Raw genomic sequence first — 18,240 nt, forward strand, 5'->3', positions numbered from 1 at the left:
GCCATGCTGGAACTGGCATCGGATCAGGGTATCGCGGTCGCGGGGCAGGGCGTTGAAACCAGCCCGCTGGCCATTCGCGGCCTGACTGTTTCCTACGGGCAGAAACCGGCGGTGTTCTCGGTTGACATGACCGTGCAGTCCGGCGCGATGACCGCGATCATCGGCCCCAACGGCGCGGGCAAGTCGACGCTGCTGAAAGCGGCGCTGGGGATCGTCAAACCTCTGTCCGGGCAGGTGACGGTTGATGGCAAGCCGCTCGGGCAGCAACGCGCCCGCATCGCCTATGTGCCGCAGCGCGCCAGTGTGGATTGGGATTTCCCGACCCGCGTGATCGACGTGGTGCTGATGGGCCTGTCGCGCGAGCTGGGTCTGCTGGGCCGCGTTCGTGCCCGGCACATGGCGCGGGCGATGGATTGTTTGAACCGCGTCGGAATGCATGATTTCGCCGACCGCCAGATCGGGCAGTTGTCCGGCGGCCAGCAACAGCGGGTGTTTCTGGCCCGGGCGTTGGCGCAGGGGGCTGATCTGTATCTGCTGGACGAACCCTTTGCAGGGGTCGATGCCGCGACCGAAAAGGCCATCATCGCGGTGCTGAAGTCGCTGAAAGAGGCGGGCAAGACCGTTGTCGTGGTGCATCACGATCTGGCCACGGTGACCGATTATTTCGACCATGTGTTCCTGATCAACACCCGCAAGGTGGCCGAAGGCCCCGTGGCCGAGGCCTTCACCGCCGAGACCCTGCAAGCCGCGTATGGGGGCCGTCTGGCCACCGCGCAGATCGACCAGATTTCGCGCGCGCTGGGCTAGGGCATGCTGTGGGACGCGCTGACCCTTCAGCTTGGCTATAACGCCACGCTGGTCGCCATCGGTGCGGGCCTGCTGGGCGTCTCTGCCGGGGTGACCGGCACGTTCCTGTTTCTGCGCAAACGCGCGCTGGTCAGCGACGCGATCAGCCACGCGACCCTGCCGGGGGTCTGTCTGGCCTTCATGGCGCTGGTCGCGTTGGGCGGAGACGGACGCAACCTGCCGGGCCTGCTGGCGGGGTCTGCGCTGTCCGCATGGGTCGGGCTGCTGTGCCTGAACTGGCTGACCCGCCGCACCCGTCTGGCCGAGGATGCCGCGATCGGAGCGGTCCTGTCGGTATTCTTCGGCTTCGGCATCGTATTGCTGACGATCATTCAGACCATGGGCGTGGGCCGTCAGGCGGGGCTCGAAGGGTTTCTGCTGGGCTCGACCGCCGGGATGCTGTGGGCCGACGCGCTGGTCATCGCCATCGGAGGGGCGGCGACGCTGGCGCTGGTGATGATCCTGCGCCGCCCGATGACGCTGGTGGCGTTCGACCCCGAATATGCCGCCGCCCGGGGGCTTCCGGTGCACCGGATCGACCTGGCGATGATGGGGCTGGTCATGGCGGTGACGGTGGTGGGCCTCAAGATCGTTGGCCTGATCCTGATCGTCGCGCTGCTGATCATCCCGCCCGTGACTGCGCGCTTCTGGACCGAACGCTCGGACCGGGTGGTGCTGCTGGCCGGTCTGGCGGGCGGTCTGGCCGGGTATCTGGGGGCCGCGCTGTCGGCCTCGGCCCCGAACCTGCCCACGGGGCCGATCATCGTGCTGGTCAGCTTTGGCTTCTTTGCGTTGTCGCTGCTGTTGGCGCCTGTACGCGGCGTGCTGGCCGCCGTGCTACGCCACCTGCGGTTTCAGCGCCGGGTGCATATCCGGCAGGGGCTGCTGGCGCTGGCGCAGGGGCAGACGATCTATGAACCGCTCACCATCCGCCTGTTGCGCCGCGCCGGGCTGGCCCGCGCCGATGGCGTGGCGACCGAGGCGGGCAAGGCCCGCGCCGCCAAGGCCCTGCGGGATGAGAAACGCTGGGACATCGTCCGCGCCGATCAGGCGCATGAGGCGACCGCCGCGCTCTATGACGGGCTGCGCGATATCGAGACCGTGCTGACCCGCGACCAGATTGCCGAAATCGACCGCCGCATCGGCGGCCCGCAAGGGGTTCTGCCATGAGTGGTGAAGAATTCGTCCACCTGTCGCTGACGCCGCTGCTGATTGGCACCTTCGCGGCGATTGCCTGCGCGCTGCCGGGCAACTTTCTGGTGCTGCGCAAACAGGCGCTGATCGGTGACGCGATCAGCCATGTGGTGCTGCCGGGCATCGTGGTGGCCTTTCTGCTGACCGGAGCGATCTCGACCTGGCCCATGATGCTGGGCGCGGCGGGCGCTGCCGTGGTCGCCGTGGTGATGATCGACGCAATCCGGCGGCTGGGCCGCATCGAGCCCGGCGCGGCGATGGGGGTCGTGTTCACCACCATGTTCGCAGGCGGCGTGCTGCTGCTGGAGCAGACCGATACATCGACCGTGCATCTGGACGTAGAACACGCGCTGTATGGCAATCTGGAGAGTCTGATCTGGCTGGATGCGACCGGCTGGGCCTCGGTGCTGGATCTGCAGGCGCTGGCCGGATTGCCGCCCGAGTTGCCGCGTATCGCGCTGACGCTGGTGGGCGTGATCCTGTTCACCTGGCTGTTCTGGCGGCCTTTGAAGATTTCCACCTTCGACGAAGGTTTCGCCCGCACCATCGGCATCCGCACCGGCCCGCTGGGTCTGGCGTTGATCCTCACCGCCGCGATCGCTGCGGTGGCTGCTTTTGACGCCGTCGGCTCGATCATCGTCATCGCCATGTTCATCTGCCCGCCCGCTGCCGCGCGGATGATGACCAACCGGCTGGAGGCGCAGATCGCCTGGAGCGTGGTCTTTGCCACCACTTCTGCCGTGTCGGGCTATGTGCTGGCGGGCTACGGGCCGTTGTGGCTGGGCGGGGCGGACGCGGTCAGCGCCGCCGGAATGATTGCCACGATGTCGGGGCTGATCCTTGCGCTGGCGGCGGTGTTTGGCCCCTGCCGGACGCGGGTGGGCGCAAACACGTCTGCGTGATGCAGCATGTTCCCGCCAAGCGCTCTGCGGCGGCATCGGCCAAACTCTGCTCAGATCGAATAGTCGGATTTCTTAACGGGATTTTAATATGAACCCGTGCTACATGATTATTCGTTAACAGCTGAAATACCACCACTCACTTCGGCTTGTCCGGACAGTCGTGATTCTGCGGGAACTGATAGTAGCGACCTGCCACGACTGTTCGGACGCCCCCTCATCCCCAATTCAGCCCTCTCAAACCTGTGGCAGAATCGTGCGCGACTGTGCTAGGTCTAGCGGTATGGCGCAGACAAACCCCAATATCAGCGACATTCGACCGGTGATCCGGCAACTCGACGACGCGGCGATCAACCGGATTGCGGCGGGTGAGGTGGTCGAGCGCCCCGCCTCGGCGGTTAAGGAACTGGTCGAGAATGCCATAGATGCAGGGGCCACGCGCATTGCCATCGACATCGCCGATGGCGGCAAGACCCTTATTCGCGTGACCGACGATGGCTGTGGGATCGCCGCCGAAGACCTGCCGCTGGCCCTGTCGCGCCATGCGACCTCCAAGATCGACGGCTCTGATCTGCTGAACATCCACACCTTCGGCTTCCGGGGTGAGGCGCTGCCCTCGCTCGGTGCCGTGGGCCGCCTGACCATCACAAGCCGGGTGCCGGGGGGTGAGGCCGCGCAGGTCCGCGTGGCAGGCGGGCAGATGGAGGCGGTGAAACCCGCCGCGCTGCGGTCCGGCACGGTGGTCGAACTGCGCGATCTGTTCTATGCCACGCCCGCCCGGCTGAAATTCATGCGCACCGACCGGGCCGAGGCGCAGGCGATCTCGGACACGGTCAAGCGGTTGGCGATGGCGGAACCTGCGATCACCTTCACCCTGCGCGATGTGTCGGGCGGGGGCGAGGGGCGCGTGACCTTCCGCGCCGACCGCGAGAACGGCGACCTGTTCGATGCCCTGCATGCCCGCCTTGCCCGCGTGATCGGGCGCGAGTTCGCCGAGAACGCCCTGCGCATCGACGCCACCCGCGACGGCATCCGGCTGTATGGCTACGCCGCCCTGCCGACCTATTCGCGGGGCGCTGCGGTGGCGCAATACCTGTTCGTCAACGGCCGCCCGGTGCGAGACAAGATGCTGACCGGCGCGCTGCGGGCGGCCTATTTCGATTTCCTCAGCCGCGACCGCCATCCAGCGGCGGCGTTGTTTATCGACTGCGACCCGACGCTGGTGGATGTGAACGTCCATCCCGCGAAATCCGAGGTCCGGTTCCGCGATTCCGGCATTGCTCGGGGCCTGATCGTATCGGCCCTGCGGCATGCGTTGGCCGAGGCCGGGCACCGGGCATCTTCAACCGTTGCCAATGCGACCTTGGGAGCGATGCGGCCTGAACCGGCGCGGCCAGCACCCGCCCGGGTCTATCAGATGGACCGGCCCTCACCCGCCGCACGGCAGGCGGCATACCGGGCGCAGTCCCCGGGCTTTGCCGAACTGTCGCAGGATTACAGTGGCCGCATTGTCGAACCCGCGCCAGACCCCGTACCCGTCGCCGAGCCTCCGGCGGACGATCTGCCCTTGGGCGCGGCGCGCGGGCAGGTGCATGAGAATTACATCATCGCCCAGACCGCTGATGGCATGGTCATCGTTGACCAGCACGCTGCGCATGAGCGGTTGGTCTATGAAAAGCTGAAAACCCAGATGGCCGAGAATGGCGTCGCGGCGCAGGCGCTGTTGATCCCGGAAATCGTCGAGCTGTCCGAGGGCGATTGTGCCCGTCTGATGGCCGTTGCCGACGATCTGTCGCGCCTCGGTCTGACGCTGGAACCTTTCGGCGGCGGAGCCATCGCCGTGCGCGAAACCCCGGCCATTCTGGGCGAGGTTGATGCCCGTGCGATGATCCTCGATATCCTCGACGAGCTGGCGGATCAGGGCGAAAGCCAGACCGTTCAGGCGCGGATCGAGGCGATCCTGTCCCGCGTGGCCTGCCATGGCTCGGTCCGGTCGGGCCGACGGATGCGGGCCGAAGAAATGAACGCCCTGCTGCGCGAGATGGAGGCGACACCCCATTCCGGTCAGTGCAACCATGGGCGGCCGACCTATGTGGAGCTCAAGCTGGCCGATATCGAACGTCTATTCGGGCGCAGTTGATTTGGTTTCGGGCTGGCATTAAGAAGATAGAAACAAAACGAGAACATAAAGGTTTCCATGATTCAGATTGCAGGCACTGAAATCGCATTGAACGACCCGGTGATCGTGATTGCGGGCGGGGTGGTGGCGCTGATCCTGCTGCTGCTGTTTCTATCCTTGCGTGCGGCCAATCGTTCGGCCCGGATGGCAGAGCCGCTTGCCCGGCAGATGGCCCATCTGGGTCAGCATGTGCAGCAGTTGGGGCAGGGTCAGGAGCAGTTGCGGGGCGGGTTGCAACACGTTTCGGACACGCAGGCCAATGCGCAGGTGCAGGTGATCCAGACGGTGGAATCCCGCCTGTCCTCGGTCCAGCAACAGATGAACGACCGGCTGGCGGACAACGCGATGAAATCGGCGCGCGCTTTGGCTGAGATGCAGGAGAGGATGAAGGAAACCCTGCACGGTTCGTCAAAACAGACCGCGACCTCGCTGACGCAATTGCAAGAGCGTCTGGCCGCGATCGACAAGGCGCAGGACAACATCACCAAACTGTCGGGCGATGTGTTATCGCTGCAGGATATCCTGTCGAACAAGCAGCGGCGCGGCATGTTTGGTGAGATTCAGCTGAACGATATCGTGTCCAAAGCGCTGCCTGCCGACAGCTATTCGCTGCAGGCGACCTTGTCGAACGGTAAGCGCGCCGATTGCCTGATCCACCTGCCCAACCCGCCCGGGCCCATCGTCATCGACGCCAAATTCCCGCTGGAGGATTTTGAGGCGCTGGCCGCGGCCCAAACCCGCGAAGAGGTCGACAAATGCCTACGCGCCTTTGGGGCAGCGGTGAAAGTGCATATCAAGGCGATATCCGAGAAATACATCCTTGATGGCGAAACCGCCGATGGCGCGCTGATGTTCGTCCCGTCCGAGGCGATCTATGCCGAGTTGCACGCGCGCTTACCGGATGTCGTGCGCGAAGGGTTCGCGGCGCGGGTCTGGATCGTGTCTCCTACGACTTGCATGGCGACGCTGAACACGATGCGCGCGATCCTGAAGGACGCGCGGATGCGGGAACAGGCGGGCGCGATCCGCAAGGAATTGGGGATGCTGCACAAGGATGTGGACCGGTTGGGCGACCGTGTGTCCAACTTGGACCGGCATTTCGGACAGGCGGCCAAGGATATTTCCGAGATCAAGATCAGCGCCGAAAAGGCCGGGCGCCGGGCACAGCGGCTGGACAATTTCGATTTCGAAGAACTGACCCCGGAAGATCACGACAACGTGGTGCCGCTAGGGAAATCCGAGGGCTAGAGCGCTTGGCGTTTGATTTGAATCGAAATACGCTGACGCTCCCTTCGGTCGAATGCGCATTTCGATAGAACGGCCTCAGGCAAAACGTAAAACGCTATAAGACTACTGAATCGACAGATCCAGGTTGTAGCCGACCGTCTTGCCGGTATCGCGGTCATTGCCCATCAGGTAAACGCGGATGGTATAGTCCCCGTCCTCGGGCAGGTCGATGCGGGCGGTGTTGCCGTTGATAGAGCCGATATAGATCGCTTCGCCATCGCTGCCGGGTGGCAGGATGTTAAAATAGATCACACCATTGCCGTTGGTGTCGCTGACCTTAAGCTCGGCGAACATTTCCTGACCAGCGTCGGCTCCAAGTTTATAGTCGAAATATTCATCTCCGGTGATTGTCCCGCTCACCATTGTTCCGAAATTTCCGGCCTCGAACTTCACGTCGGCCGACATTTGCGCGGAGGCCATGGTCGCGACTCCGGTCAGTACCAATGAATACACCAGTGCTTTGATCATTGCCTTGCCCTCCGTTCCAAACCGCGAATCAGCATATCACAAAGCCTGCGAGCCCGTCAGATTCGCAGAAAGGGCTGGAACAGGCGCGGCATCAGTTTGTTGAATTTCAGCGGCGCGTCGGTGACGGCCAGACAGATGCAATCGCCCGACATATCCGCCGTGGGTGTGTGATGCAGGTCTTCATCGGCAATTTCGACATCGCCGCGGGCGAAGTGATCGACCTCATCCGAGAACGCGCCCTGCAGAACCATCGTCAGTTCCGTGCCGTTGTGGCTGTGATCAGGCACAGCGACGCCGGCGGGGATCAAAAGCAACCGCGCCGTCGCCTCTTTCGAGGTCGGCAGGATCGCCTGTTTCACGCCCATGCCGATGGGTTTCCAGCGGATATCCTCGACGGTTCCGCCCACATAATCCTGCAGTGGGGTCGGCAAGACAGTGCAGCCCGGGCGCGCGGGTTTGGGGGTCGGTGCGCCCTGCGCGATCAGGGCCATCGTGGCCGCCAAAGACGTGTCGCTCATATCGACGGTATCGGCCTGTTCTTCCAGAACGTGGCCACCCACGGCGTCAAAGCTTTCCGCCCGCGCGCGGCAGTGGTCGCACAGCGACAGGTGGGTGGCGACCATCAGGTCGAACGCCTCGGGCAGGCTGCCCGCAGCATAGGCCATCAGCAGGTCGTCCGTCAGGTGATGTTTGATCGTCTCGCTCATATCCGTCATCTCAGTTCATCGCATGGCGCAAGCGGTCCAGCGCCAGCCGTATTCGTGATTTGATCGTCCCCAGCGGCAGCCCGGTTTCAGACGCGATTTCCCGGTGACTCAGATCCCCGAAATACGCCTTCTCGATCAGTTCTCTCTGCGCCTCGGGCAGGGCCAGAATGGCGCTGCGCAGCTGCGCGGTTTCCTGTTGCAGCGCGATCACGTCGTCCTGTTCCGGCTCTGCCTCGGGGCCCCAGCCCAGTTCTTCGGGCTCGGGGCGGCGTTGCTTGCGCAGGACGTCGATGCGCTTGTTCCGAGCGATGGTGAACACCCATGTGGCCACCGTTGCCCGTGCCGGATCGAACAGATGGGCCTTGTGCCACAAGGTCGCCATCACCTCTTGCGCGCATTCTTCGGCCATCGTGGCGTCTGATCCCGATTTGATCAGGAACGCCTTGATACGCGGCGCGAAGTGCTGGAACAGCTCGGCAAAGGCCGCCTGATCCTGCGCGTCCCGGATGCGCCTGACATGGTCCACCCACTCGGTTCTGGTGCCGCAACTGTGTTTCGTTCCGTTCACCGGCTTTCCCTTGATGCGTTTCTGTGCGCGCCAAGGCTGAGGGGCGGCACGTTCAGCCGCAGGTTCGTCCAAGGTCACGGAGTCGATCTCGGTAAACATAACCACTTTACGCGGGCCGACCCAAGCCGGATCACTTTGTCGGGACAAATAAATCCAATCCGCGCTAATTTTCGTATCATTGTGTAGATTGGTTTGCGGAAAAGATCGCCGTTTGAACAGTTTACGGCGCAGCGGGAAGTTCGGCGGAATGAAGCATATCGACCATGTCGCGGGTCACACCTATCACGGACGCAAGGGCGCGATTGAGAACGCGTTTCGCTATTCCGTCGACTATATCCTGCTGGACCCCGAGGCCGACCCGGCAACGCCTGCGCTGTTTTCCATCGACCGGGCAAACATCACCAACTGGCGCACCCGCGATCATGGCGGCGAACCCGGACAGGGCCGCGGGGCCGCATGGCTGCGCGCGCGGTTTGACGAAATGGGCGTCACCCAGCCCGCCCGTATTCTGCTGCTGACCCAACCGCGCGTGCTGGGCCATGTGTTCAACCCGGTCAGTTTCTGGTTCTGTTTCGACAAGGACGATCAGCTTTACACCGTGGTGGCCGAGGTCACCAACACCTACGGCACCCGCCACAGCTATCTGTGCCACAAACCCGGTTTTGCAGCCATCGGACCTTCGGACCGGGTGGTGGCCGACAAGCTGATGCATGTCTCTCCGTTCCAGAAGATCGAGGGCGAGTACACGTTTCGCTTCGATTTCCGCCTCGACCGCGTTGGCGTCTGGATCGACTATGGCCGCGACAAGGGCGGCCTGATCGCCACGCTGACCGGGCCACGCCAGCCTTTGACCAACCGCGTAATCCTGTGGTCGCTGCTGCGCCGCCCGTTCGGGGCCCGCCGGACGTTCGCGCTGATCGTCTGGCAAGCGCTGAAACTTTGGGTCAAAAAAGCCACCTTCCGCCCGTTCCGCAAGGCCCCGGTGCCAGACCACCCCGTGTCGCGGGTGCGCACATTGCCTGCGCCGGTTTGCGTAAGATCAAAGACTCTGCCGCCTGAGGATGGTTCAGATAACCTCAGAACCGCGAATACGAGGAGCTGAAACATGTTGGAAATTTCGGCAAGAAAAGTCGCCCAGGTTGCCATGATGGGCCGCGAACTGAACCGGGCCGAGGGCGAACTGCGTGCTTTCATCGACCGTATGGGCGAGGATCAGCAGGCCGAACTGGTTGCCATCATGTGGATCGGGCGCGAAAGCTTTTTCGCGGAAGATCTGGCCGAGGCCATCGCCACCGCCAAGTCCGAGGCCTCGACCCCCTGCGCCGACTATCTGATCGGCACGCCGCATCTGTCGGACCATCTGGAAAACGGTCTGGATGCGCTTGGGATTTCGGCCGAGGATGTCGAAAACGATCTGATGTAAGGGCCAAGGCCCGCAGGACATCTGCAAATCTTTGACCCTGCCGAAGCGGCAAGGTCAGCCCGCGCTTTCTCCGGAACTGGAACCTTAAGAAACCTTAATGAGCCGCTTTGGTCTCGTTAAGACGGGGTTCCTTTATTGAATGTCAGAACGACAGCGCAACCAAGTTTCGGAGGAGAAAGACATGGCCTATACACATACAGCAGAAGCCCGTACCGGTCTTTTTGACGGTCTTTTCGCCAGATATGCCGACACCAAGGTCGAGCATTTTCGTCGTCGGATTTATTCCAAAACCGTGCGGGATCTGGAGCAGCTCAGCGACCAGCAACTGATGGATATCGGTGTGGCGCGGGACGAGATCAAACAGCGCGCCTATGACAGCGTCTACCACGACAAACCCTACCAGCAGTGACCGGGCGCCCAACGCGACCTGACCCAACATTCAACGTGAGGTTCCTGACATGTTTGACGTGATCCCACCCGCCAACGCGCCTGCCCCGACCGCAAGCGCCCTGCTGCTGTTTGACCGCGCGATGCGCATCCGCGCCATCAGCTCGGACATCGTCCGCGCCGCCCAGTATCTGGACGGCCTGAGCGACACCCAACTGGCCGAACTGGGCATAAACCGCAGCGATATCGAGGATACGATCCAGCGATATTCCTGAAACCCCGCAATGGGAAACCAAGGATGAGGCGAAGATGCCCAAGGCAGAGCAATGAAAGCCATTCCAGCAAATCTGGGATGGCTTTTTTCTTGGTTGATCGCCTTGAGATGCGCGCGAATCCATGAGACGTAATGTGCCCAAAGGTTGAATTGAGCGAATTGGGCAGACATTGAAACAAGCGCGTATTGTAAGGCTGCTGGCGGCGGTTCTGATATTGGCCACGGCTGGTCTTTTGTATCATCAGCAGCAGCGAAAAGCGGAGATTGCCGAATTGATCCCCGGTTGTGGTCGACCCGAGGCCGATCCCGAAGCCGCCATCCGCGACTGTACGGAACTTTTGGCGGTCTCTGGCCACAGTTCAGAGGACCTGTCGGCGATCCACCGGTTCCGCGGGCGGGCGCATGTGAAGCTCGAGGATTTCGCGACGGCGCTGGCTGATTTCGAACAAGCCGCACTCGCCAATCCCGATTATTGTCGCGTTTGGCAATGGCAGAGCGATGTTCTGGACGAACTTGACCAGACACAGGCGGCGTTTGATGCGATAGAGAAAGCCAACGAGCTTTGCCCGTCGTCGGAATATACGATCCGGCAGCGTTTCTATCTTCTTAAAGCGCTTGATCGGCAGGAGGAGGCTAAGGTTTTCCTCGCAGGACTGGTGGAGAAGTATCAGTCAACTGACGAGGAAAACCGTGTTTGGATGGCGCGACTGCTGGGTGAATTGCTGTTGGATGTGGAGCAATATGACGTGGCAGCGGATGTTTTCAAAGCAGCTTTGCTGGAAGATTTGAACCATGCTGAAACACTTAGAAACTTCTTTGGGGCGTGTTCTATCGCGGGCATGGATTGTCCGCCGCTTTTTCCGGCCCAGCGCGGCGATTATTCCGAGCTTAGTTGTGAAGATGCGGTTACGCGATTGGGTGAACTTTATCCAAAATTTGTCGACACGTTCGTGCCTGAAGAAGGGTTTGGGTCACTAAATGACTACTTTGACCGAGGCGAGGTACAGATCCTTGACGACCTGCGATTCCTGCAAATCGGACCAACTTACGACGTGGCATGGACCTTTCCATCTGAATTCGCAGAGAAGTTCATTGTCGGGGATCGTGTCTTCGCTTGCGTCTTGAATGGTGAACTTCTTCGTCCTGCAGCTCTGGCCGACAGGGATGCACAGACCTATTCGAACAAGCGTCTCTATACCCCGCAAGTCCGCGCAAACCTTCTCGATCTGGCACATGCTGCGTTGAACCAGTAGCGCCGCCCCGTTTACAGAGGCGACGCACTGATCAGACCGTATGATCCACCACCTGCAAATGCTGCGCCAGCCTGTCGATCTCGCCCATCCACTCCTGCACCAGTTTAGGATCGCTGGGGGCGGCGTGGACGCCTGCGGGGATGGCGCGGTTCAGGACGGCCACGACCGCCAGTGACACCGGCACCGACACCAGACGCGCCATCGCGGTGCCGCGCGCGTCGCCCCAGGCGTCCATGACATAGGTTTTGTGCCAGACGGGGATGCCGTCGCGCTCGGCCTTTAGGCCCACGCACAGGACCACGCGGTCGGGCTCGCCCTCGTCATAGGCGTTCTCGGCCCAGAACTGGTCCGACATCTCTTTCAGGCGGGCATCGCCTTCTGGTCCCGAAAGGGTCTCAATCTCGGTGAACACATCCGACCATGCGTCGGCCCAGCCGTTCAGGCGCAGGGTGCCGCGGACGAATTCCTTGACGGTCCAGTGATCCTCGAACTGGTATTCGGACATGAAGGGCAGGGAATCGCGGTTGGGGTAGACCTCGAAGCTTTCCGGGGTGGGCAGCGGTGCGGTGTAGCTGGTGATCGCGTCCCACGGGCGGGCGACGTCCAGCGGGGCGTAGTCGCGGATGGATTTCGATGGCGAGCGCAGCGCCTTGAGCACGCCCAGCGGGGACCAGCTGAATTTGTAGCGGAACGGGTTGGGGTTCTTGGGGATGCCGCCGCAATACGAGATGAAGCTTAGGTGGTTTTGCGCGTCGAACGCGTCCGAGGCGCGGTAATCCGCGACCAGCGCATGAGCCATCAGGTGATCTATGCCAGGGTCCAGCCCGACCTCATTGACCAGCGCCACGCCAGCCGCGCGCGCGGCATCGTCCAGCGCGCGCATCTCAGGGGCGATGTAGGAGGACGAGACGAAATTGGCTTGTTTCGAGATCGCAAGGTCCGCCAAGGGCACATGCCAGTCGCCGGGCAGCATCGAGACGATGACATCGCCTTTTCCCAGCACCGCGCCAAGCGCGTCGATGTCGAAGGCGCGGATGTCATCGGTCAGGTCTCCGACCTCGGCGCGGGCCTTGTCGATGGTCCGGTTCCAGACGGTGACTTTGTGCCCGCCCTCGATCAGGCGGCGCAGGCCGGGGATGGCGGACAGTCCGGTGCCGCACCAGTGAATCGTCATCGCTCAGATCCCTCTCATATGGGTGTTGTAGGTTGCCTCGGCCCGGCCCCAGACGCCGCTGCCCGGATCGGTCAGGGTCAGCAAAGACGGCAGCAGTTGCGCGGCATAGTCCTGCGAACTTTCGACCGGCAGCATCGAGGGCAGGTTGTCAATGGCCATGACATCCATCACCGGATCAGTCGCCACACGCAGGGCGGGGGCGTCCCATGTGGTTGCGCGGTCATAGATCGGCACCGGGTTGTAATCGCTGTCCGGGTCGCAGGCCACGTCGCCGATGGCGGTCAGGGTGCGCGGGGCGGTCAAAGCCGCGCGCGGGACAAAGACGGGGGTGCCGGGACGGGCGAAGATGCAGTTGAGGAACAGATTGTGGGTCAGGATTTCGGGAAACGGCCCGCCGCTGGCGGTTTCGGCCATGTCCCATTTGGTGACGTCAACGCCCATCGCCTGACACAGATCGGCGGCCCCCGTGCCGACGCGGCCCAGGGCTCCGATGACGATGGCGGTGGGGCGGTCTGCGCCGGTGGCGTCAAGTTCGGCCCGAAGTTCCGCATTCAGCGCGTCCTGACTGGGATAAACGCCAACCGGGGGGCATTGCGCGCCCCGCTGCTGCGCGGCCCATGTCTTAAGCGTTACCGCAGCCCCCGCATACCCGGCCCAATAGCCAAAGGCGGCGACACGGCGGCCATCTTCGTCCACCAGATATTCCAGATCATAAAGCGTGCCGCCCCCGGCCTTGAACCGCTGCAGCAGCGCGCGGCCCGAATGCTGGCCCTTGAACGCATGGCCGAACATGATGTGGCGATGGGGTAGCGGCGTACCATCCTCGGGCAGTTCCTTGAGGCCGAAAATGATCGCGTCCAGCGGGGCCTCGGGCCAGCTATTCTCAGCGGCAATCTCACAGCCCACGTCTTGGTAGCCGTTTATCGGAATGGCGCGGACGGAACTTTCTTCGACCGTCACGCGCAGACCCGCCGCGAGCAGCGCGGCGGCCCCTTCGGGGGTCAGCCCGACCCGTTCCTCGTTCTGGCGCTGTTCGGCCCGGACCCAGAGATGTGTCATGTGTTTTCCCTTTATGTCAGAGCATTCCGGCGGCGCGCACCGCCTGAACGGAAGGCCGCGCCTCCATCGCGTCGCGGAAGGCGATGATCTTGGGGAAGGCCGAGACATCGACGCCATCGCCTTCCAGCCAACTGCACGCCACATAGAGATAGGCATCGGCCAGCGAGAACGCCTGACCCAGCACAAATGGTCCGCGCAAGCCGTTGGATACGATATAGCGGCAGGAGCCAGTCATCGTCTCGGTCACTTTTCCGGCCATGTCCTGCCAACTGGCTTCCTTGTCCGCCCAGCGGTGCCCGCGCAGCCTGTGGGCGTGGTTCACATGCATGGTCGAGGCGAGGTAATACATAACCTCGCGCATCCGCGCCGCCATCACCGGATCATCGGGCACCAGCCCGGCCTGCGGGGCAAGTGTTGCGATGTAATCCAGCAGCGCGCCGGTTTCGGTAAGGATTCCCCCGTCCACCACCAGTGCTGGAACCCGGCCCTTGGGGTTGATCTGCCTATAGGCGGGCTGAGTCTGTTCGCCGCCGGCGAAGTCCAGCTTGATGGCCTCATAGTCCAGCCCGGCCTCTTCCAGCGCTATCGCCACGGCGACCGAGATCGTGCGGGGGGCATAATAGAGCTGCATCAAGGCCTCCTTACAGGTGGGTTTGGGCGAACTGCCGGTCGGGTGCCTCCAGATGGGGCACCGCGTTGAACAGAACCGGGCTTAGCTGCGGGCCAATCGGGTGCAGACGATGCATCGACGTGTTCATGATGGCAAGCGCCACCCGGGCCATCGACGGGATGTCCAGCCCCATCGCCTGCCGCACCACCATCGAGATCAGGCCACCCGAGGTGACGATGATCGCAGGCCCGCCCTCGGTGCCGATGTCCCGCAACGCTTCGGACACGCGGGTTTCGAATTCAGCGAAGGTTTCCGGCGTGTTTTCGATCTCGCCACGCGACCAGGCGGCAAAGGTCTTGGGCAGATGTTCGACAAAGCCCTCGCGGTCGGTGGGCACAACCTCGCCATGCTGATCCTCGAACAGTTTGGCGATGTTGAAATACTCGATCTCGTTCAGTCTTGCGTCCTGTATCGGATCGGGCAGGCCCATGCTGGCGGCGGTTTCGATATGCCGCTGCAGGGTGCCGCAATAGACGCGCGTATAGTGGCGCTGGGTATCGCGCAGATGCGCTCCCAGCCAGCGCGCCTGTTGATGCCCCAGCGCGCTGAGCTTGTCATAGTCGTTTTCGTCCCGCGCGGCGGTGTTGGCCTGTCCGTGACGGACCAGTGTGATATGTGACATGGCGTTCCTCTTGGGCCGAAGTCTTAGGGCAGGTTTCGGGCCGGGGCCAGAGGGGTTTGCCCGGTCGCGTCAATATTCACCGCAAGGCGCTTGCGCAGCCACGCGTCGCGGCTATGGTCTGCACATCCGGCAAATAGGGGTAAGCGATGGCGATTGATGAGAAACGGTTTTTGGCCGATCTGCACAAGCTGCGCAGCTTCGGGGCGTCTGGCGTCGGCAAGGGCGTGGTACGCCCGGCCTATTCCGAGGCCGATATCGCCGCGCGCCGCTGGCTGGCCGGACGGATGGAGGAGGCCGGGCTGCAGCCCCATTTCGACCCGGTCGGCAACCTGTTCGGTCTGGCGCAAGGACCGTCTCTGCTGATGGGCTCGCATTCCGACAGCCAGCCCGAGGGCGGCTGGCTGGATGGCGCGTTGGGCGTGATCGCAGCGCTGGAAGTGGCGCGCGCCAGCGACCGGCCCATATCGGTCGTCAGCTTTGAGGACGAAGAAGGCCGGTTCGGTGTCACCACGGGCTCCGCGATCTGGTCTGGCGGGCTGCCCTTGTACAAGGCCGATACGCTGACCGATTATGCGGGTATGACGCTGGCGGCGGCGCGCGCCTCGATGCAGGACCTGACGCAGGATTTCGTCGATCCCGGTCAATTCACCGGCTTCATCGAGATGCATATCGAACAGGGCCCCGCCTTGGATACCGAAGGCGACGTGATCGGCGTTGTGACCGATATCGTCGGCATCCGGGACATGGTGATCAGCTTCGAAGGCCAGCAGAACCACGCCGGAACCACGCCGATGCATCTGCGCAGCGATGCGTTTCAGGCCCTGTCGCTGTTCAACGCTCAGATCAATACCCGGTTCCAGAATGTCGTGACGCCCCAGACCGTATGGACCGTCGGACATGTGGACCTGCATCCCAACGCCTCGTCCATTGTGCCGGGCCGCGTCCGGTTTTCGATGCAGTGGCGCGACGGTGAAGGCGACCGGTTGCGGAGGATGGAGCAGATCATCCGCGACACCGCGCAAGAGGTCGCAGACGGCATGGGCCTGACGCTCAGTTTCGGCCCGATGCTGGGGCTGGAGCCCGTCAGCATGGACCCCGCCCTACGCGCCGCGCTGGAAACCGGCGCGCAGGCGGTTGCACCCGGCAAGTGGCGCACGATGCCCTCGGGCGCGCTGCATGATGCCACCAATGTCTCGCGTCTGATGCCGGTGGCGATGCTGTTTGTCCCCTCGATCAACGGAATCAGTCACAATTTCGCCGAGGATACGGCCGAAGAGGACCTGATCACCGGCCTCCATGCGCTGAATCATGCCGTATCGTCGCTGGGCTGATCCACACGTTAAGACACAGCGAAAATACAAATTTCCCAACAGATTGCATTGGCATAAGCGAGGCCTGCGTGGTGGGACTCGGGCGGTTTGGTGCGCTCGACCTGCTGCGATTTAAGGAGTGTTGCCTAACGGAAAAAAGTTTCCTATAGGAACATTGCTGGTGCATACACCCGTATGCAGGCCTGCCGTGGCGACAGTGAAATGCCGAATATTTAGGCTGAATCGTTGCAATCTAAGCGGCTTGGGTCAGACTGACGGGTATGCGTTCCGACCATTAGATACAAAGGAAGGTATCCGCCATGACCGACGTTAGACGCACGCCCTTGTACGACTTGCATGTTGAGTTGGGTGGTAAGATGGTTGATTTTGCTGGGTGGGAGATGCCCGTTCAGTATCCTTTGGGGATCATGGGTGAACACAAGCAGTGCCGCGAGAAGGCGGCGGTGTTTGACGTCAGCCATATGGGTCAGGTGATCCTGCAGGGTGAGAATGTGGGCGAGAAGCTAGAAGCGCTGTGCCCGCAGGCCTATGCGACCCTGAAAGAGGGCAAGGCGCGCTACGGTTTCTTCACCAATGCCGACGGCGGCATAATGGATGACCTGATCGTGTCGAACGCAGGCGATCATTACTTCGTGGTGGTCAACGCGGCGCTGCGTCATCAAGACATTCCGCACATGCAAGCCAATCTGGACGGCGTCGAAGTGACCGAGATTTTCGACCGCGCGCTGGTGGCGGTGCAGGGCCCCAAGGCCGAAGACGTTGTGGGCGATCTGTGCCCGGCTGCGCGGGACCTGAAATTCATGGAAACCACCGTGGCGGATATCAACGGCGTGGAATGCCGCATCTCGCGCCTGGGCTACACGGGCGAGGATGGTTATGAGATTTCCATCCCCGAAGACAAAGCCATCGAGATCACCAAGGCCTTCCTGGCGCATGACGATTGCGAACCCGCAGGCCTCGGCGCGCGCGACAGCCTGCGGCTGGAGGCGGGCCTGTGCCTCTATGGCAATGACATCGACCAGAGCACCTCGCCGATTGAAGCCTCCTTGGGCTGGGCAATCCAGAAGCGCCGCAAGGAAGAGGGTGGCTTTCCGGGGGCCGAGCGCATCCAGAAGGAACTGGCCGAAGGCCCCGCGCGCAAACTGGTCGGCATCAAGCCCGAGGGGCGCGCGCCTGCGCGGCAAGGCGTGGAAATCCAGAACACGGATGGCGCGACAATCGGCCAGATCACCTCGGGCGGGTTCGGCCCCACCGTCGGCGGCCCTGTTGCGATGGGCTATGTCGCCACCGCGCACAGCACGCCGGGCGAGGTGGTGGACCTGATCATCCGGGGCAAGCCGCAACCGGCTGAGGTTGTGGCACTGCCCTTCGTAACCCAGAATTACAAGCGTTGAAGTCAGGAGAGAGACATATGGCAACCTATTATTCCGAAGAGCACGAATGGCTGACCGTTGACGGCGACACAGCCACACTGGGCATCACCAAACACGCTGCTGAGCAGCTGGGCGATGTGGTCTTTGTCGAGCAGCAGGAAGCGGGCGACGAGTTTGAAAAAGACGGCGAGATCGGCGTGATCGAATCCGTCAAGGCGGCCTCGGAGCTCTATGCCCCGGTCGATGGAGAGATCATCGAGGTCAATGAGACACTGGCCGACAATCCCGGCGCGCTGAACGAAGACCCCGAAGGCGAGGCGTGGATCTACAAGATCAAGATCGCCGACGCGTCGCAGCTGGAAGATCTGATGGACGAGGCCGGCTACAAGGCGTTCATCGGCTAAACCCAAACGGTGGGCCCCTTCGCGGGATCCACCCTTCATTCGGGGCTTCTGATTTGGGGCTCCGCCCGTTCGGGCCTGAAACTGTCCCCCGGACAGTTTCCAAGACGGCCCTTACTCCCCGC

The 18,240-nt window shown here is 62.5% G+C and carries 20 protein-coding genes; 13 read left to right on the forward strand and 7 right to left on the reverse strand.

All coding sequences use genetic code 11. The annotated features are described in order from the left end of the window. Nucleotides 1–3: 3 nt before the first annotated feature. The 5 genes from ACR0NJ_RS03430 (at nt 4) to ACR0NJ_RS03450 (ending at nt 6,366) form a co-directional block, all read left to right on the forward strand. Entirely contained in the window at nt 4–807 is an 804-nt protein-coding gene (locus tag ACR0NJ_RS03430; protein WP_480815729.1) for a metal ABC transporter ATP-binding protein, read from the forward strand. Between the two features lie 3 nt (nt 808–810). Then, nucleotides 811–2,016 (forward strand): metal ABC transporter permease, encoded by a 1,206-nt coding sequence (locus tag ACR0NJ_RS03435; RefSeq protein ID WP_480815730.1) that lies wholly within the window; start codon nt 811–813, stop codon nt 2,014–2,016. Further along, entirely contained in the window at nt 2,013–2,942 is a 930-nt protein-coding gene (locus ACR0NJ_RS03440; protein ID WP_480815731.1) for a metal ABC transporter permease, read from the forward strand. The genes ACR0NJ_RS03435 and ACR0NJ_RS03440 overlap by 4 nt, the downstream gene beginning before the upstream one ends. 280 nt (nt 2,943–3,222) lie before the next feature. After that, on the forward strand, nt 3,223–5,079 hold the full coding sequence (gene mutL, locus ACR0NJ_RS03445; RefSeq protein ID WP_480815732.1) for a DNA mismatch repair endonuclease MutL: 1,857 nt from the start codon (nt 3,223–3,225) through the stop codon (nt 5,077–5,079). Between the two features lie 57 nt (nt 5,080–5,136). Continuing rightward, nucleotides 5,137–6,366, forward strand: a complete 1,230-nt coding sequence (locus tag ACR0NJ_RS03450; RefSeq protein ID WP_480815733.1) for a DNA recombination protein RmuC — start codon at nt 5,137–5,139, stop codon at nt 6,364–6,366. Between the two features lie 102 nt (nt 6,367–6,468). Here ACR0NJ_RS03450 and ACR0NJ_RS03455 read toward each other — a convergent pair whose 3' ends face one another. The 3 genes from ACR0NJ_RS03455 to ACR0NJ_RS03465 are packed head-to-tail and all read right to left on the reverse strand — an operon-like array spanning nt 6,469 to nt 8,247. Continuing rightward, nucleotides 6,469–6,873, reverse strand: coding sequence for a hypothetical protein (locus ACR0NJ_RS03455; RefSeq protein ID WP_480815734.1), 405 nt, complete (start codon nt 6,871–6,873; stop codon nt 6,469–6,471). Nucleotides 6,874–6,929: 56 nt separating this feature from the next. After that, nucleotides 6,930–7,580: a ChrR family anti-sigma-E factor gene (locus ACR0NJ_RS03460; protein ID WP_480815735.1), complete on the reverse strand. Its 651-nt coding sequence runs from the start codon at nt 7,578–7,580 to the stop codon at nt 6,930–6,932. Nucleotides 7,581–7,590: 10 nt separating this feature from the next. Then, the gene (locus ACR0NJ_RS03465) at nt 7,591–8,247 is read right to left on the reverse strand and encodes a sigma-70 family RNA polymerase sigma factor (protein WP_480815938.1); all 657 of its coding nucleotides are present in this window, start codon (nt 8,245–8,247) and stop codon (nt 7,591–7,593) included. Nucleotides 8,248–8,395: 148 nt separating this feature from the next. Between ACR0NJ_RS03465 and ACR0NJ_RS03470 the strand changes: the two genes are divergently transcribed. From ACR0NJ_RS03470 to ACR0NJ_RS03490, 5 genes are all read left to right on the forward strand, one after another. After that, the gene (locus ACR0NJ_RS03470; protein ID WP_480815736.1) at nt 8,396–9,250 is read left to right on the forward strand and encodes a DUF1365 domain-containing protein; all 855 of its coding nucleotides are present in this window, start codon (nt 8,396–8,398) and stop codon (nt 9,248–9,250) included. A gap of 3 nt (nt 9,251–9,253) precedes the next feature. Then, nucleotides 9,254–9,571, forward strand: coding sequence for a DUF3775 domain-containing protein (locus ACR0NJ_RS03475; RefSeq protein ID WP_480815737.1), 318 nt, complete (start codon nt 9,254–9,256; stop codon nt 9,569–9,571). A 181-nt stretch (nt 9,572–9,752) separates the two neighbouring features. Next, nucleotides 9,753–9,980 (forward strand): DUF1127 domain-containing protein, encoded by a 228-nt coding sequence (locus tag ACR0NJ_RS03480; protein WP_480815738.1) that lies wholly within the window; start codon nt 9,753–9,755, stop codon nt 9,978–9,980. 49 nt (nt 9,981–10,029) lie between these two features. Continuing rightward, nucleotides 10,030–10,233 (forward strand): hypothetical protein, encoded by a 204-nt coding sequence (locus ACR0NJ_RS03485; RefSeq protein WP_480815739.1) that lies wholly within the window; start codon nt 10,030–10,032, stop codon nt 10,231–10,233. 169 nt (nt 10,234–10,402) lie between these two features. Continuing rightward, nucleotides 10,403–11,485: a tetratricopeptide repeat protein gene (locus ACR0NJ_RS03490; protein ID WP_480815740.1), complete on the forward strand. Its 1,083-nt coding sequence runs from the start codon at nt 10,403–10,405 to the stop codon at nt 11,483–11,485. A gap of 31 nt (nt 11,486–11,516) precedes the next feature. On the opposite strand, the gene ACR0NJ_RS03495 is transcribed toward ACR0NJ_RS03490, so the two are convergent. From ACR0NJ_RS03495 to ACR0NJ_RS03510, 4 genes are read right to left on the reverse strand one after another with little or no spacing between them, the layout of a single operon-like run. Beyond that, on the reverse strand, nt 11,517–12,659 hold the full coding sequence (locus tag ACR0NJ_RS03495) for a saccharopine dehydrogenase C-terminal domain-containing protein (RefSeq protein ID WP_480815741.1): 1,143 nt from the start codon (nt 12,657–12,659) through the stop codon (nt 11,517–11,519). 3 nt (nt 12,660–12,662) lie between these two features. Continuing rightward, nucleotides 12,663–13,718, reverse strand: a complete 1,056-nt coding sequence (locus ACR0NJ_RS03500; RefSeq protein ID WP_480815742.1) for a saccharopine dehydrogenase — start codon at nt 13,716–13,718, stop codon at nt 12,663–12,665. Nucleotides 13,719–13,734: 16 nt separating this feature from the next. Beyond that, nucleotides 13,735–14,349 (reverse strand): glutathione S-transferase family protein, encoded by a 615-nt coding sequence (locus tag ACR0NJ_RS03505; protein ID WP_480815743.1) that lies wholly within the window; start codon nt 14,347–14,349, stop codon nt 13,735–13,737. A 10-nt stretch (nt 14,350–14,359) separates the two neighbouring features. After that, nucleotides 14,360–15,010, reverse strand: a complete 651-nt coding sequence (locus ACR0NJ_RS03510; RefSeq protein WP_480815744.1) for a histidine phosphatase family protein — start codon at nt 15,008–15,010, stop codon at nt 14,360–14,362. Between the two features lie 146 nt (nt 15,011–15,156). Between ACR0NJ_RS03510 and ACR0NJ_RS03515 the strand changes: the two genes are divergently transcribed. The 3 genes from ACR0NJ_RS03515 (at nt 15,157) to gcvH (ending at nt 18,118) form a co-directional block, all read left to right on the forward strand. Continuing rightward, the gene (locus ACR0NJ_RS03515) at nt 15,157–16,341 is read left to right on the forward strand and encodes a Zn-dependent hydrolase (RefSeq protein WP_480815745.1); all 1,185 of its coding nucleotides are present in this window, start codon (nt 15,157–15,159) and stop codon (nt 16,339–16,341) included. 299 nt (nt 16,342–16,640) lie between these two features. Then, on the forward strand, nt 16,641–17,735 hold the full coding sequence (gene gcvT / locus ACR0NJ_RS03520) for a glycine cleavage system aminomethyltransferase GcvT (protein ID WP_480815746.1): 1,095 nt from the start codon (nt 16,641–16,643) through the stop codon (nt 17,733–17,735). A gap of 17 nt (nt 17,736–17,752) precedes the next feature. Then, on the forward strand, nt 17,753–18,118 hold the full coding sequence (gene gcvH, locus ACR0NJ_RS03525) for a glycine cleavage system protein GcvH (RefSeq protein ID WP_480815747.1): 366 nt from the start codon (nt 17,753–17,755) through the stop codon (nt 18,116–18,118). Nucleotides 18,119–18,240: the final 122 nt, after the last annotated feature.

The organism is Ruegeria sp. F11, assembly GCF_056533855.1.

Coding starts and splice junctions, on each gene's coding strand:
- ACR0NJ_RS03430 (WP_480815729.1), top strand. CDS start 4: ATGCTGGAACTGGCATCGGATCAGGGTATCGCGGTCGCGGGGCAGGGC.
- ACR0NJ_RS03435 (WP_480815730.1), top strand. CDS start 811: ATGCTGTGGGACGCGCTGACCCTTCAGCTTGGCTATAACGCCACGCTG.
- ACR0NJ_RS03440 (WP_480815731.1), top strand. CDS start 2,013: ATGAGTGGTGAAGAATTCGTCCACCTGTCGCTGACGCCGCTGCTGATT.
- mutL (WP_480815732.1), top strand. CDS start 3,223: ATGGCGCAGACAAACCCCAATATCAGCGACATTCGACCGGTGATCCGG.
- ACR0NJ_RS03450 (WP_480815733.1), top strand. CDS start 5,137: ATGATTCAGATTGCAGGCACTGAAATCGCATTGAACGACCCGGTGATC.
- ACR0NJ_RS03455 (WP_480815734.1), bottom strand. CDS start 6,873: ATGATCAAAGCACTGGTGTATTCATTGGTACTGACCGGAGTCGCGACC.
- ACR0NJ_RS03460 (WP_480815735.1), bottom strand. CDS start 7,580: ATGAGCGAGACGATCAAACATCACCTGACGGACGACCTGCTGATGGCC.
- ACR0NJ_RS03465 (WP_480815938.1), bottom strand. CDS start 8,247: ATGTTTACCGAGATCGACTCCGTGACCTTGGACGAACCTGCGGCTGAA.
- ACR0NJ_RS03470 (WP_480815736.1), top strand. CDS start 8,396: ATGAAGCATATCGACCATGTCGCGGGTCACACCTATCACGGACGCAAG.
- ACR0NJ_RS03475 (WP_480815737.1), top strand. CDS start 9,254: ATGTTGGAAATTTCGGCAAGAAAAGTCGCCCAGGTTGCCATGATGGGC.
- ACR0NJ_RS03480 (WP_480815738.1), top strand. CDS start 9,753: ATGGCCTATACACATACAGCAGAAGCCCGTACCGGTCTTTTTGACGGT.
- ACR0NJ_RS03485 (WP_480815739.1), top strand. CDS start 10,030: ATGTTTGACGTGATCCCACCCGCCAACGCGCCTGCCCCGACCGCAAGC.
- ACR0NJ_RS03495 (WP_480815741.1), bottom strand. CDS start 12,659: ATGACGATTCACTGGTGCGGCACCGGACTGTCCGCCATCCCCGGCCTG.
- ACR0NJ_RS03500 (WP_480815742.1), bottom strand. CDS start 13,718: ATGACACATCTCTGGGTCCGGGCCGAACAGCGCCAGAACGAGGAACGG.
- ACR0NJ_RS03505 (WP_480815743.1), bottom strand. CDS start 14,349: ATGCAGCTCTATTATGCCCCCCGCACGATCTCGGTCGCCGTGGCGATA.
- ACR0NJ_RS03510 (WP_480815744.1), bottom strand. CDS start 15,010: ATGTCACATATCACACTGGTCCGTCACGGACAGGCCAACACCGCCGCG.
- ACR0NJ_RS03515 (WP_480815745.1), top strand. CDS start 15,157: ATGGCGATTGATGAGAAACGGTTTTTGGCCGATCTGCACAAGCTGCGC.
- gcvT (WP_480815746.1), top strand. CDS start 16,641: ATGACCGACGTTAGACGCACGCCCTTGTACGACTTGCATGTTGAGTTG.
- gcvH (WP_480815747.1), top strand. CDS start 17,753: ATGGCAACCTATTATTCCGAAGAGCACGAATGGCTGACCGTTGACGGC.